This is a genomic window from Streptomyces luteolus (assembly GCF_029968015.1).
In the GTDB taxonomy this organism is placed as follows: Bacteria; Actinomycetota; Actinomycetes; order Streptomycetales; family Streptomycetaceae; genus Streptomyces; species Streptomyces luteolus.
On sequence record NZ_JASCIS010000048.1, the window covers coordinates 1 to 12,958 of the forward strand.

Sequence of the window (12,958 nt, forward strand, 5' to 3'; positions counted from 1 at the left end):
CCTGGGCGGCGACCGCGCCCTCGTCGGCCGGGTCGTCGAGCGCGTCAAGGAGCGCGAACTGAAGGGGTACTCGTACGAGGCCGCCGACGCCTCCTTCGAGCTGCTGCTCCGCGAGGAGGTCGAGGGCCGCCCGCGCCGCTACTTCCGTACCGAGTCCTGGCGCGCCATCACCGAGGACCGCCCCGACGGCACGCACGCCAACGAGGCCACGGTGAAGCTCTGGGCCAAGGGCGAGCGGATCGTCTCCACGGCCGAGGGCAACGGCCCCGTCAACGCCCTCGACATGGCGATGCGGGTCGGCCTGGAGCGGTTCTACCCGGAGCTGTCCAAGCTGGAGTTGGTCGACTACAAGGTCCGCATCCTGGAGGGCACGCACGGCACCTCCTCCACGACCCGCGTCCTGATCTCGACCTCCGACGGCACCGGCGAGTGGTCCACCGTCGGCGTCGCGGAGAACGTCATCGCCGCCTCCTGGCAGGCCCTGGAGGACGCGTACACCTACGGTCTGCTGCGCGCCGGGGTCGAGCCGACGGAATAAGCCGCTGCCGGGCCCGGTCGAAAGACGGCCGACCGAGTTACCGTCGAGGTATGAGGCCTCTCATATCGGTACGGATCACCGTCCGAGTGATCCTGGCACTGCTTCTGGCCCTGGGCGTCGCGTTCGTCGCGGCCCCCGGGGCACAGGCCGAGACGCCCGTGTCCGAAGTGGCACAGGCCCTGAAGAAGAGCCCTGTCTACGTCGACCCCGCGGCCGCCGACCTGCTGCCCGCCGCGAATGCGGACGCCCTCGCCACGAAGATCGAGAACGCGGACAAGCCGGTGTTCGTGGCCGTGCTGCCCGCGGACTACCCGAAGCAGGACGTCTTCCAGAAGCTGCGCGCGCAGACCGGCATCACCGGCCTCTACGGCATCCAGATCGGTGACGACTTCGACGCGAAGGCGGACCGGGCCGTCCTGTCCACCCAGGGCGTCGACAACCTCAAGGTCGCCATGGAGGGCAGCACCCCCGCGGCCCAGCTGGACAGCTTCGCCGACCTGGCCCTGACGAGCGCCGCCGGCTCCGCCCCCGCCTCCTGGGACACCGCGGCCGACGACTTCGACCCCGCCAGCCTGATCGGTCTGGGCGCGGTCGCCCTCGCGGGCGGCGCCGGTGCGTACGCGCTGGTCAGGCGGAACCGCAAGCGCAAGGCCGAGGCCGAGTGGGCGGCCCTGGCCAAACTGCGGGTCGTCGTCGACGAGGACATCACCGCGTTCGGCGAGGAGCTGGACCGCCTGGACTTCCACCCGGGCGAACCCGGCGCCACGGACGAGATGCGCACCGACTACGAGCACGCCCTCGACGCCTACGACAAGGCCAAGTCCCTGATGGGCCAGGCGGAACGGCCCGACGACGTGCGCGGCGTGACCGAGGCGATCGAGGACGGCCGGTTCGCGCTCGCCGCCCTGGCCGCGCGCCGCGAGGGCCGCGAGCTGCCGGTCCGCAGGCCTCCGTGCTTCTTCGATCCGCGCCACGGCCCGGCGGTAGCGGACATGTCCTGGGCCCCCGAGGGCGGTACGCCGCGAGACGTACCGGTCTGCGCGGCGGACCGTACGCGGATCGAAGAGGGTGAGGACCCCGACGTCCGCACCGTCGACACCCCCGCGGGCCGCCGCCCGTACTACGAGGCGGGACCGGTGTACGGCCCCTGGGCGGGCGGCTACTTCGGCGGCGGCCTGCTGCCCGGGCTGCTCATGGGCACGATGCTCGGCCACATGATGGCGAGCCCGGCCTACGCGGCCACGGACTACGGCTCCGGCGAGGGCGGCTTCGAGGGCGGCGACACCTCGGGCTCCGACTTCGGCTCCGGCGACTTCGGCGGCGGCTTCGGGGACGGGGGAGGGTTCGGAGGCGGGGACTTCGGCGGCGGGTTCTAGGGCCGAGTCCTTTGGTCTACAGGGAGCTCGCCGACAGTGGAGCGTCGGGCTCCGGGACGACCGTGAGGCGGCCTCGGCGGATGCGTTCGAGGCCCCACTCGCCGAGCGGCTGCAACGCCTCGTTGAGCGCCTCGCCCGCTTCGGTCAGTCCGTACTCCACCCGGGGCGGTACCTCCGCGTAGACCGTGCGGTGGACGAGGCCGTCCTCCTCCATCTGGCGCAGGTGCTGGGTCAGCATCTTCTCGCTCACCCCTGGCAGCGCGCGGCGCAGTTCGGCGAAGCGCCGGATGCCGTGCGCGTGCAGGTCCCAGAGGACGAGGCCCTTCCACTTGCCGCTGACGACGTCGAGTGCGGCGTCGATCCCGCAGATGTAGGGGCCGTTGCGCGGTGCTTTCGCCATGGCTGCCGCTCCTCACTTACCAAGAGGTAAGTACCGCAGTAAATAGTGGGTACTTCCACGACGCTACCGCCTTGCGCAGCATGGTGGACATGAACGAACCCGCTGAAAAAACAGGCCAGTTGAACCAGGTCAGCCTACTCGGCCTCGGCGCGATGGGCAGCGTCCTGGCGTCCACCCTGCTCGGCGCGGGCCTCTCCGTGACCGTCTGGAACCGCACCCCTGGCCGTGCCACCGCACTGGTGGCCCAGGGCGCCCGTGCCGTGGACCCGGTGCGCGAGGCGGTGGCGGCGAGCCCGGTGGTCGTCGCCTGCCTCTTCGACCACGCTTCGGTCCAGGAGACCCTCGGTCCGGTCGCCGAGGAGCTGCGCGGCCGCACCCTCGTCAACGTCACCACCACGACCCCGAACGAGTCCCGCGCCCTCGCGTCCTGGGCGGCCGAGCACGGGATCGACTACCTCGACGGCGCCATCATGGCCGTGCCCGCCATGATCGGATCCCGCGACGGCCAGATCTTCTACAGCGGTTCGAGGGCCGCTTACGACGCCCTGCTGCCGACCTTCGACCTCTGGGCCCCGAGCGAGTTCCACGGCGCGGACGCCGGGCGGGCCGCCCTGGTGGACCTGGCGATGCTGTCGGGGATGTACCAGATGTTCGCGGGCTTCTTCCACGGCGCCGCGATGGCCGCCTCCGCGGGGATGAGCGCGTCCGAGTTCGCCGCCCGGCAGGCCCCGTTCCTGTCCGCCATGACCCACGAACTGGCCGCCCTCGCCAAGGTCGTGGACGACGGCGACTACACCGTCCCGGGCCAGCAGAGCCTGGAGTTCTCCGACCTGTCGCACCTCGTGCGCGCCAGCGAGGAGGAGGGCGTCGACCCCGCCCCGGTCGCCGCCGTCCAAACGCTCATCAGCCGCGAGATCGCCGCGGGCCACGGCTCGGAGGGGTTCGCGCGGATCTACGCGGGCCTGCGCGCGGGAGCCGCCACCGCCGCCGCCACCACGAACGAAGGAGACCCCGCATGAACGCCGCGCCCGTCACGCTCATCGGCCTCGGCCCCATGGGTCAGGCCATGGTCCGGACCCTGCTCGCCGCCGGTCACCCGGTCACGGTCTGGAACCGCACCGCGGCCCGTGCCGAAGGCGTCGTCGCCGACGGCGCCGTCCTGGCCGCCTCGCCCGCCGAGGCGGTCGCCGCGAGCGAGCTGGTGATCCTCAGCCTCACCGACTACCAGGCGATGTACGACGTCCTGCGCGACGCGACCCCGGCCCTTACCGGTCGCACCCTCGTCAACCTCAGCTCGGACACCCCCGACCGGGCCCGCGAGGCGGCGGCCTGGGCGGCCGAGCACGGGGCGCGGTTCGTCACCGGAGGCGTGATGTCCCCGGCGCCGACGGTGGGCACCGAGGAGGCGTACGTCTACTACAGCGGACCGTCCGAGGCCTTCGAACCGCACCGCGCGGCACTGGCCCGGATCGGAGCCCCGCGCTACCTCGGCGAGGACGCGGGCCTCGCGCAGTTGATGTACCAGGCCCAGCTCGACGTGTTCCTCACCGGCCTCTCGGCCCTGATGCACGCCACGGCACTGCTCGGCTCGGCCGGGATCACGGCTGCGGAGGCCGTCCCGGAACTGATGCGGACGCTGGCCGACATCCCGGCGATGCTCCAGGCAGGCGAGGAGAACGTCGGCGCGCAGATCGACGCGGGCGAGCACCCGGGCCACTTGAGCACGGTCACGATGATGGGCGCGACGGCGGACCACATCGTCGCCACGAGCGCGGCGGTCGGCATCGACCTCACGCTCCCGCGCGCCGTCCAGTCCCACTATCAGCGAGCGATCGCCGACGGCCACGGGAAGGAGAACTGGACCCGGATCATCGACGGGATCCGCGATCCGGACCAGCGCCGCTGAGGGTGCGTGCCGTGGCCCGGGGCGTCGGGGGCCTGGGGTCCCCCGGTTTTGTGATGTCTCAGTGTGTCATCACTTGTTAGGGTGGGGGGTATGGCGAGGTGGGATTCCGGCACGCAGGCGCGTCTGGCGAAGGCGGCACTTGAGCTCTTCATGGAGCGCGGGTACGACGACGTGACGGTGACGCACATTGCGGAGCGCGCCGGGATCACCCGCCGCTCGTACTTCCGCTACTTCCCCGACAAGCGCGCGGTGTTGTTCGCGGGCTCGGAGAAACTGCCGCCCGCGGTCTACAAGGCCGTACGCGCGGTCCACCGCGATACGCCGCCCATGGCGGCGGCCCTTGAGGCCCTTGCCCGAGTCGGCGCGCAGCTCGTCGTCCAGCTCCGGAACGCGGCGGAGCGCCGCGCCGTGATCGACGCCAGCCCGGAACTCCAGGAACGCGACCGCACCAAGCGCGCGGAGGTCGCCGCGTCGATCGCCACGGCACTGACAGACCGCGGCACGCCCCCGGACACCGCCCGCCTCGTGGCCCAGACCGCCACCCTCACCTTCGAGCACGCCTGCACGCGCTGGGTAGAGGCCGCCGGCGAAGAGGACTTCCCTTCCTGCCTCCAGGCAGTGACGTCCACCCTCCGAGACGCAGTGCTCAGCGCACCCGCCCCTTGACGAAGGCGTCCCATGCAGCCGGTTCGACGGTGAGGACCGGCCCGCCGGGGTTCTTGGAGTCGCGGATGTGTACGGCGGCATCGCTCTTGCTCGACTTCCGCCAGTCGTAGGCGACTTCGAGGCACGCGCCGCCCTCGCTACCGCTGTAGCTGGACTTGAACCACTTCACGACTAGCTCCGCTGAGCGCTGATGAAGGCGTCCCAGGTAGCCGGTTCGATAGTGAGGACCGGCCCACCGGGGTTCTTGGAGTCGCGGATATGCACGGCGGCGGGGTGAGCGGCGATCTCGACGCAGTCTCCGCCCTGGTCGCTGCTGTAGCTCGACTTCCGCCAGTCGTAGGCGACTTCGAGGCAGTTGCCGCCTTCACTTCCGCTGTAGCTGGACTTGAACCAGTTCATGTCTCTCCCGCCAGATCGTCCAGCAGACCCGTGCTCTCCTCGGGGGTGAGCGCCTGTGATCGCAGCATCCCATATTTCTGTTGGAGGACACTGACCTCGTCCGGATCATCGACGAGGAAGCTCACGCGTTGCCCTTCGAGATAGGCCAGTTGGTCATGGTCGGGAGTCTCAAGCAGCACCATGGGGCCGTCGAGTCCGGCGTGATTTTCCCGGCGGGTAGGGATGATCTGCAGTCCCAGGAACGGGAGTTCGGCGCACCGACGAAGATGTCGGATCTGCTCCTGGAGAACTGGTTGCCCTCCGATGGGCCGGTGAAGGATGACCTCCTCCATCAGGAAGTTCATCATCGGCGGCCACGGCTTCTGCTCGAAGATACGCTTCCGGTCGAGCCTTGCGGACAACCTCTCCGCGGCCTCCTCCGGCGTGATGGGAGGAAACAGGCAACCGAAGACGGCCGCCGCGTAGTCCTCCGTCTGCAGGAGGCCCGGGACCAACTGGTTCTCGTACGACAGCAGCGTCAACGCCTCCTGCTCGTACTCAATAAAGTCCTGCACGAACGCCGGTAACCGTTCCCGAGTCGGCATATGGCTCGCGCCGATCGCCAACACCCCGCCCGTCGCGAGGAATTCGTCCAGCTGCGTCGCCAGATCGATGTGCAGCGCGCGGCGCCCCTGCTCGATCGAGGCGATCGTGTCGACGTGGACGCCGATCTCGTCCGCCAACTGGAACTGCGTGAGTCTGGCCAGCTTGCGGAAATGGGCGAGCTGCGCGCCGACCACGCACCACGAGGTGCTCTTCCTGGGCTTCTTCGCCGGGTGCATGGCCGCGTCCTTCCCCTGTGGAGCCGTACGACTCCGTACACGGCCCGTACAAAAGCCTTGTACGAGCTGACTCATTGGATGAGCGTAGTCACCCCCTGTGACATTCGCCGTATGAACGAGCAACCCCAACTCCCGTCCCCCCGCGAAGCGTTCTACCGGCGCGAACGCCGATCCGTCCCCGCCGCACGGGAGTTCACGCGCCGCACACTGAAGGACTGGGACCTGACCGCCCGCGCCGACGACATCGCGCTCTGCGTGAGCGAACTCGCCACCAACGCCCTGCTGCACGGCGTACCTCCCGGCCGCGGCTACCTGCTGCGGATCGACCGCCGCCCGGACGGCACCGTACGCGTCGAAGTGCACGACAGCGGCGGCGGCGAGGTGCGGACGCCCGGCGCGGAGCTGGATGCCGAGGGCGGGCGCGGGCTGCGGCTCGTGGCGGCGCTCGCGGACCGGTGGGGCGTGGGGGAGCGCGTGCCGGGCAAGGTCGTGTGGTGCGAGTTCGAGGGCGACTGTCAGTGGCCGGTGGCAGGATCGAACGTATGACGGAGACCTTGGGGTTCGCGGACCTGGCCGCCCTGGACGGCTGGCTGGAGCGGCATCACGACGTGCAGGCCGGGCTCTGGGTGCGGGTCGCCAAGAAGGGCTCGGGCATCACCTCGGTGACGGCGGCGGAGGTGAACGACGCGGCGCTGTGCTGGGGCTGGATCACCGGCCAAAGAAAGGGAGTTGACGCGTCGTACTACGTGTAGAAGATCACGCCGAGACGGCGGCGCAGCCAGTGGTCGCAGGTCAATGTGCGCAGGGTCGCCGAGCTGACGGCCGAGGGGCGGATGCGGGGGCCGGGGCTCGCGGAGGTCGAGGCCGCGAAGGCGGACGGGCGGTGGGACGCGGCGTACGCCTCGCAGAAGGACGCCACCGTCCCGGAGGACCTCGTGACGGCGCTCGACGCGAACCCGCAGGCGAGGCGGGCGTACGCAAAGCTGGGCCGGACGGACGCGTATCTGGTGCTGCTGCCGCTCCTGAGGGCACGTACGGCCGAGGGGCGGGAGGCCGCGCTGCGGGCAGCGGTGGCCCGGCTCGGGGCCGACGAGGGCGATGCTGGGTAGGGCGATGCCGGGGAGGGCGATGCCGACGAGGGAGATGCCGGCGAGGGCGATGCTTCTGCCAGTCCCGGTGCCTAGGCTGCGCATGCATGACGTACATCTTCGAGGTGTTCACCAGTCCGCGCGAAGGCCGGACCCTCACGGGTGTGGTGCAGTACCGCGACCCGTACGACTCCGGGTTCTCCCAAGGGCCCGTGTTCGGGCTGCAGTTGTTGATGGAGGCCTGGCGGGAGGGGGTCGGCAGCGTGTCGTCCGAGACGGCGGCCGAGTTCGACGAACTCTTCGAGCTCTACTTCGAGGGGCAGGCGCGGGAGCGAGGGAAGTCGCCCGCCGACGCGTTCGCGCGTCGTACGGCGGAGATAGTGACGCACTTCGCGCTCGATCCGTACGACGGTGAGCCGGAGGCGGGGGAGGGCTCGTCGGCCTTCTTCACCCTCGAAGTGAGCGACCCGCGCTATCTGGCCCACTTCGCCCTCGGCCGGCTGTTCCGGACGGCGTTCACGGGGCACCTGCCCGGCCTGCCCGGCCACGGATGAGTGCCCCGTACGCCGACCGGTTACTGCTTGATCGCCGAGATGTCGAAGCTCAGCTTGATCTTGTCCGAGACCAGCACGCCGCCCGTTTCGAGCGCTGCGTTCCAGGTCAGGCCCCACGCCGAGCGCAGGATCTCCGCCTTGCCCTCGAAGCCGACGCGCTCGTTGCCGAACGGGTCCTTGGCCGTGCCGTTGAACTCCAGGTCGATCGTGACCGGCTTGGTGACGCCCTTGATGGTGAGGTCGCCGGTGATCCGGTAGTCATCGCCGCCGAGGGCCTCCGCCGAGGTGGAGCGGAAGGTCATCGCCGGGAACTGCTCGACGTCGAAGAAGTCGGCGCTCTTGAGGTGGCCGTCGCGGTCGGGCGCACCCGTGTCGACGCTGTCCATCCGGATGTCGAGGCTCGCGGTGGACGCGGCCGGGTTCGAGCCGTCGAGGCTCAGGCCGCCCTCGAAGTCGAGGAAAGCGCCCTTGACGTTCGTGACCATCGCGTGGCGGGCGGTGAAGCCGAGCGAGGAGTGCGACGGGTCGATCGCGTAGTCGCCGGTGAGCGCGGCCAGCGCGGGGTTGACCCGGGCCGGGAGGGTGGCGGCGGTGGTGTCGTTCTTGCGGCCGAAGATGCCCATGACTGCTCCTGAGGGACGGGCTCCGGAGAGGCTCCGAAGCAGGAGGTTTAACGTTCAACGAGATTCACTGTAGCGCGATGAAGTTCAACTTTCAACAGTTTGCGGACGGCCGGGTCTCGCGCGACCGCATTCGGTCGTGATCCGGGTGATTCGGGCGTGTCGAACTCCTTGTCGGGAGCCGCAGCGGCGGTAACGGTATAGACCACGCCGACCGGGGCAACGCCTGTACCCACTGCGGAGGTTGAGACGTGCCGACGACACGCCGTACGTTCCTGACAGCCACGAGCGCCACGGCCGCCGGGGCCGCGCTCACGGTGCTCGGAACCGCGAGACCGGCTGCGGCAGCCGAGGACGAGTACGACACCCTCAGAGCCCGCTGGCTCACCATCCAGCTCGGCACCGGCTACGACCCGGCCGCCGAACCCTTCGCCGACCGCCTCAAGGAGACCGGGGAACTCGCCCGCGGCTTCCGCGACACCATGGCGCCCACCGCCGACTCCCTCTGGCCCGGCCACCGCTTCGACCCGCCCGCCGGAATCACCCAGAGCTACAGCCGCCTCTGGACGATGACCAGGGCGTACGCCCAGGAAGGCACCGGACTCACCGGCGACCAGGCCCTCCTCGCCGACATCAAGCGCGGCCTCGACCACGTCTCCACGACCGTCTACAACCCGTCCACCACCCGCTACGGCAACTGGTGGGAGTGGCAGATCGGCAGCCCCCGCCTGCTCCTCGACATCGTCGCCACGCTCCACGACGAGCTGACCGAGGCCCAGCGCGAGGCGGCCTGCGCGGCCGTCGACCACTTCATTCCGGACAGCATGCTCGGCGACTACACCGGCACCTCGACCGGCGCCAACCGCGTCGACCTGTGCCGCTCGGTCGCCCTGCGCGGCATCGTCGGCCGGAAGCCCGAGAAGGTCATCCTCGCCCGCGACGCCCTCTCCCCGGTCTTCCCGTACGTCACGAAGGGGGACGGGCTCTACACCGACGGCTCGTTCGTGCAGCACACCTGGGTCGCGTACTCGGGTACGTACGGGCAGGTCCTGATGGACGGGCTCGGGCGGCTCTTCGCGCTGCTCGCCGGGTCCACCTGGGAGGTGACCGACCCGAAGCGGCAGATCATCCTCGACAGCGTCGAGCACGCCTTCGCGCCGCTCATCCACGACGGCCTGATGATGGACAGCGTCAACGGCCGTGCCATCAGCCGGGGTTACCTGAACTCCGACGACCTGGGGGTGATGCGCTCCGACCACTTCCACGGCCACGCCCTGATCGCCGCGATCGCCCTGCTGGCCCAGGGCGCGAGCTCCGCCGAGCGGGACAGCTGGCACGGCATGGTCAAGGGCTGGATCGCGCGCGACACGGTCACCCCCATCCTCACGGACCGCCAGTTCGGCACCGACGACCTGGCCCGCCTTCACACCGTGCAGGCGTCCCCCGTACCCGCCGCGCCCGAGCCGGTCGCACACCGGCTTTTCACGTCCATGGACCGGTCCGTGCACCGCCGCCCCGGCTGGGCCGCGAACATCTCGATGGCCTCGGAGCGGATCTCGTACTACGAGTGCGGCAACGGCGAGAACCCGCGCGGCTGGCACACGGGCGCGGGGATGGTCTATTGGTGGGGGCCGGAGGGGAAGACGGATCAATACACCGACTGGTTCTGGCCGACCGTCGACTTCTACCGGCTTCCCGGAACGACCGTGTCCACCAAGCGACTTGCCGACAAGGCGGGCGGCGAATGGGGCGAGCCGAAGCCCGACGCGCAGTGGGTCGGCGGGGCCACCGACGGGGAGTTCGCGGCCGTCGGCCAGCATCTGAAGGGGCTCGGCTCCACTCTGGAGGCCCGCAAGTCCTGGTTCTGCGTGGCCGACGCCGTGATCTGCCTCGGCGCGGGCATCACCGCGCGCGACGGCGCGCCCGTGGAGACGGTCGTCGACAACCGCAACCTCGGCGAGTCCGGCTCCAACTCCCTCACGGTCAGGAGTCGTTGGGCCCACCTGGAGGGGCACGGCGGCTGGGTCCTGCCCTCCGGCGGACGCCTGCGCACGCTGCGCGAGGACCGCACCGGCGCCTGGTCCGACATCAACACCACCAGCTCCACGGAGCGCCGCACCCGCCGCTGGCAGACCCTCTGGCTCGACCACGGCACCGACCCCACCGATGCCTCGTACGTCTACCTCCTCATGCCCGGCGCCGGGCCGCGGGAGCTCGCGGAGCGCGCCGCCGACCGCGGCTGGCTGCGGACCCTCGCCAACGACAGCGCCCGCCAGGCCGTCGCCGTCCCCTCCCTGGGCCTGACCGCGGCCAACTTCTGGACGCCCGGTACGGTGAGGGGCCTCACCGTGACCGGGCCGTCCAGCGTGCTGCTGCGCCGCCGCGGCCGCACCGCGGGCCTCACGGTCAGCGAGCCGACCCGCACCGGGCGGCCCTTCGAGCTCGTCTGGCACCACCGGGTCGCCCGCGTCACCGCGCACGATCCGTCGGTGGAGGTGCTCTCCACGGGGCGCGAACTGAGGCTGCGGATCACTCCGGGTACGGCGGGCGGCGGTCACCGCTGTGAGGTGACTCTCAGCTGAGCCGTCCCACGCTTTTGTGGCAGCCCTACAAGCCGACGCCCCCCTGAGCAGTCACTTCAGCTGCACGCCGGAGGGTTCCCGTTCGGGTTCTGTCCGGGGGTACCAGGAAAACGGGCCGGAGACTGTGAGGAGTCAACGGCCCGTTTTCCTTGCTCGGCTTCGTAAGGTCGCTACATGACCGTTTTGGACGACACCCCGGGTGAGCCCACTGACGCCCGCGGCCGCGTGGCCGAGCTGCACGAGATCCGCGCCCAGGCACTGGCCGGCCCCAGCGAGAAGGCCACCGCCGCCCAGCACGCCAAGGGCAAGCTGACCGCCCGGGAGCGGATCGAGCTGCTGGTCGACCCGGGTTCGTTCAAGGAGGTCGAGCAGCTGCGCCGGCATCGCGCGGTCGGGTTCGGCCTTGAGAGTAAGAAGCCGTACACGGACGGTGTGATCACTGGCTGGGGCATGGTCGAGGGCCGGACGGTCTTCGTGTACGCGCATGACTTCCGGATCTTCGGCGGCGCGCTGGGTGAGGCGCACGCGACGAAGATCCACAAGATCATGGACATGGCGATCGCGGCGGGTGCGCCGCTGGTCTCGCTCAACGACGGCGCGGGCGCCCGTATCCAGGAGGGCGTGAGCGCCCTGGCCGGGTACGGCGGGATCTTCCAGCGCAACACCAAGGCCTCGGGTGTCATCCCGCAGATCTCGGTGATGCTCGGCCCGTGCGCGGGCGGCGCGGCGTACTCGCCCGCCCTCACGGACTTCGTGTTCATGGTCCGCGACACCTCGCAGATGTTCATCACCGGCCCGGACGTGGTGAAGGCCGTGACGGGTGAGGAGATCACGCAGAACGGTCTGGGCGGCGCGGACGTCCACGCGGAGACCTCGGGCGTCGCGCACTTCGCGTACGACGACGAGGAGACCTGCATCGCCGAGGTCCGCTACCTCCTGTCGATGCTCCCGTCCAACAACCGCGAGAACCCCCCGACCGCACACTGCGACGACCCCGCCGACCGGCGCGCCGACGCCCTGCTCGACCTGGTCCCGGCGGACGGCAACCGGCCGTACGACATGCACAAGGTCATCGAGGAACTCGTCGACGACGGCGACTTCCTGGAGGTCCACGAGCGCTGGGCGCGCAACATCGTGTGCGCCCTGGCCCGGCTCGACGGCCAGGTCGTCGGCATCGTCGCCAACCAGCCGCAGGCGCTCGCCGGTGTCCTCGACATCGAGGCCTCCGAGAAGGCCGCGCGTTTCGTGCAGATGTGCGACGCCTTCAACATCCCGATCGTCACACTGCTCGACGTGCCGGGCTTCCTGCCGGGTGTGGACCAGGAGCACGGCGGCATCATCCGGCACGGCGCGAAGCTGCTGTACGCGTACTGCAACGCGACCGTGCCGCGGATCTCGCTCATCCTGCGGAAGGCGTACGGCGGTGCTTACATCGTCATGGACTCGCAGTCCATCGGCGCCGACCTGACGTATGCGTGGCCGACCAACGAGATCGCGGTCATGGGCGCGGAAGGCGCCGCTAACGTGATCTTCCGGCGGCAGATCGCCGAGGCCGAGGACCCGGAGACGATGCGGGCGCGCATGGTCAAGGAGTACAAGGCCGAGCTGATGCACCCGTACTACGCGGCCGAGCGCGGCCTCGTCGACGACGTCATCGACCCCGCCGAGACCCGCGAGGTCCTCGTGGCCGCGCTCGCGATGCTCAGCAACAAGCACGCGGACCTGCCGTCCCGCAAGCACGGCAACCCGCCTCAGTGACTTTTCGTCCCGCCTCACACGTTACGGAGACCCCGAACTCATGAGCACTCCCACCGATCACCTGCTGCGGGTCGAGAAGGGCCACGCGGACCCGGAGGAGCTGGCGGCCATCACCGCCGTCCTGATGGCCCGTGCGGCCGCGCAGCCCGCTGCCGCTGCCCCGTCCCGTGGCCGGTCCAAGGCCGGCTGGCGCCGCCTTGAGCGCACGCCGGGCTTCCGCGCGCCGCACAGCTGGCAGGGCTGAGCGTCC

15 protein-coding genes and 1 pseudogene are annotated in these 12,958 nt (G+C 70.3%); 11 read left to right on the forward strand and 5 right to left on the reverse strand.

Annotation, left to right across the window (positions count from 1 at the left end; translation table 11 throughout):
- Both QIT00_RS31890 and QIT00_RS31895 read left to right on the forward strand, forming a co-directional pair.
- Window positions 1-538: alpha-isopropylmalate synthase regulatory domain-containing protein (locus QIT00_RS31890; RefSeq protein ID WP_282538946.1), on the forward strand; the 538-nt coding region annotated here is incomplete at its 5' end.
- A gap of 50 nt (window positions 539-588) precedes the next feature.
- Complete coding sequence (locus tag QIT00_RS31895; RefSeq protein ID WP_282538947.1) at window positions 589-1,914, forward strand: hypothetical protein; 1,326 nt, start codon at window positions 589-591, stop codon at window positions 1,912-1,914.
- Between the two features lie 16 nt (window positions 1,915-1,930).
- Here the strand turns inward: QIT00_RS31895 and QIT00_RS31900 are convergent, their stop codons facing one another.
- Window positions 1,931-2,314: a winged helix-turn-helix transcriptional regulator gene (locus tag QIT00_RS31900; protein WP_282538948.1), complete on the reverse strand. Its 384-nt coding sequence runs from the start codon at window positions 2,312-2,314 to the stop codon at window positions 1,931-1,933.
- 89 nt (window positions 2,315-2,403) lie between these two features.
- Here QIT00_RS31900 and QIT00_RS31905 point away from each other — a divergent pair, with 89 nt between their 5' ends.
- From QIT00_RS31905 to QIT00_RS31915, 3 genes are all read left to right on the forward strand, one after another.
- Window positions 2,404-3,333 carry an NAD(P)-dependent oxidoreductase gene (locus QIT00_RS31905; protein ID WP_282538949.1) on the forward strand — a complete coding sequence of 310 codons (930 nt, stop codon included), beginning with the start codon at window positions 2,404-2,406 and terminating at the stop codon, window positions 3,331-3,333.
- Complete coding sequence (locus QIT00_RS31910; protein ID WP_282538950.1) at window positions 3,330-4,220, forward strand: NAD(P)-dependent oxidoreductase; 891 nt, start codon at window positions 3,330-3,332, stop codon at window positions 4,218-4,220. Before QIT00_RS31905 ends, QIT00_RS31910 begins: the two co-directional genes overlap by 4 nt.
- 90 nt (window positions 4,221-4,310) lie before the next feature.
- On the forward strand, window positions 4,311-4,886 hold the full coding sequence (locus QIT00_RS31915; RefSeq protein ID WP_282538951.1) for a TetR/AcrR family transcriptional regulator: 576 nt from the start codon (window positions 4,311-4,313) through the stop codon (window positions 4,884-4,886).
- On the opposite strand, the gene QIT00_RS31920 is transcribed toward QIT00_RS31915, so the two are convergent.
- From QIT00_RS31920 to QIT00_RS31930, 3 genes are read right to left on the reverse strand one after another with little or no spacing between them, the layout of a single operon-like run.
- Window positions 4,867-5,055, reverse strand: coding sequence for a DUF397 domain-containing protein (locus QIT00_RS31920; protein ID WP_282538952.1), 189 nt, complete (start codon window positions 5,053-5,055; stop codon window positions 4,867-4,869). The two genes, QIT00_RS31915 and QIT00_RS31920, sit on opposite strands and share 20 nt — an antisense overlap.
- Before the next feature lie 2 nt (window positions 5,056-5,057).
- Window positions 5,058-5,285, reverse strand: a complete 228-nt coding sequence (locus QIT00_RS31925; protein ID WP_282538953.1) for a DUF397 domain-containing protein — start codon at window positions 5,283-5,285, stop codon at window positions 5,058-5,060.
- Window positions 5,282-6,106 (reverse strand): helix-turn-helix domain-containing protein, encoded by an 825-nt coding sequence (locus QIT00_RS31930; RefSeq protein ID WP_282538954.1) that lies wholly within the window; start codon window positions 6,104-6,106, stop codon window positions 5,282-5,284. The genes QIT00_RS31925 and QIT00_RS31930 overlap by 4 nt, the downstream gene beginning before the upstream one ends.
- 111 nt (window positions 6,107-6,217) lie before the next feature.
- Between QIT00_RS31930 and QIT00_RS31935 the strand changes: the two genes are divergently transcribed.
- From QIT00_RS31935 to QIT00_RS31945, 3 genes and pseudogenes are all read left to right on the forward strand, one after another.
- On the forward strand, window positions 6,218-6,652 hold the full coding sequence (locus QIT00_RS31935) for an ATP-binding protein (RefSeq protein WP_282538955.1): 435 nt from the start codon (window positions 6,218-6,220) through the stop codon (window positions 6,650-6,652).
- Window positions 6,649-7,215, forward strand: a pseudogene (locus QIT00_RS31940) (YdeI/OmpD-associated family protein). The gene QIT00_RS31935 and the pseudogene QIT00_RS31940 overlap by 4 nt, the downstream one beginning before the upstream one ends.
- Before the next feature lie 86 nt (window positions 7,216-7,301).
- Entirely contained in the window at window positions 7,302-7,748 is a 447-nt protein-coding gene (locus tag QIT00_RS31945) for a hypothetical protein (RefSeq protein WP_282538956.1), read from the forward strand.
- Window positions 7,749-7,768: 20 nt separating this feature from the next.
- Here the strand turns inward: QIT00_RS31945 and QIT00_RS31950 are convergent, their stop codons facing one another.
- The gene (locus tag QIT00_RS31950; protein WP_282538957.1) at window positions 7,769-8,371 is read right to left on the reverse strand and encodes a YceI family protein; all 603 of its coding nucleotides are present in this window, start codon (window positions 8,369-8,371) and stop codon (window positions 7,769-7,771) included.
- A 248-nt stretch (window positions 8,372-8,619) separates the two neighbouring features.
- Here QIT00_RS31950 and QIT00_RS31955 point away from each other — a divergent pair, with 248 nt between their 5' ends.
- The 3 genes from QIT00_RS31955 (at window position 8,620) to QIT00_RS31965 (ending at window position 12,952) form a co-directional block, all read left to right on the forward strand.
- On the forward strand, window positions 8,620-10,950 hold the full coding sequence (locus QIT00_RS31955; protein WP_282538958.1) for a polysaccharide lyase 8 family protein: 2,331 nt from the start codon (window positions 8,620-8,622) through the stop codon (window positions 10,948-10,950).
- A gap of 174 nt (window positions 10,951-11,124) precedes the next feature.
- Window positions 11,125-12,708: an acyl-CoA carboxylase subunit beta gene (locus QIT00_RS31960; RefSeq protein ID WP_282538959.1), complete on the forward strand. Its 1,584-nt coding sequence runs from the start codon at window positions 11,125-11,127 to the stop codon at window positions 12,706-12,708.
- Between the two features lie 40 nt (window positions 12,709-12,748).
- A complete protein-coding gene (locus QIT00_RS31965; RefSeq protein WP_282538960.1) occupies window positions 12,749-12,952 on the forward strand; it encodes an acyl-CoA carboxylase subunit epsilon in 204 nt (67 codons plus the stop codon).
- Window positions 12,953-12,958: the final 6 nt, after the last annotated feature.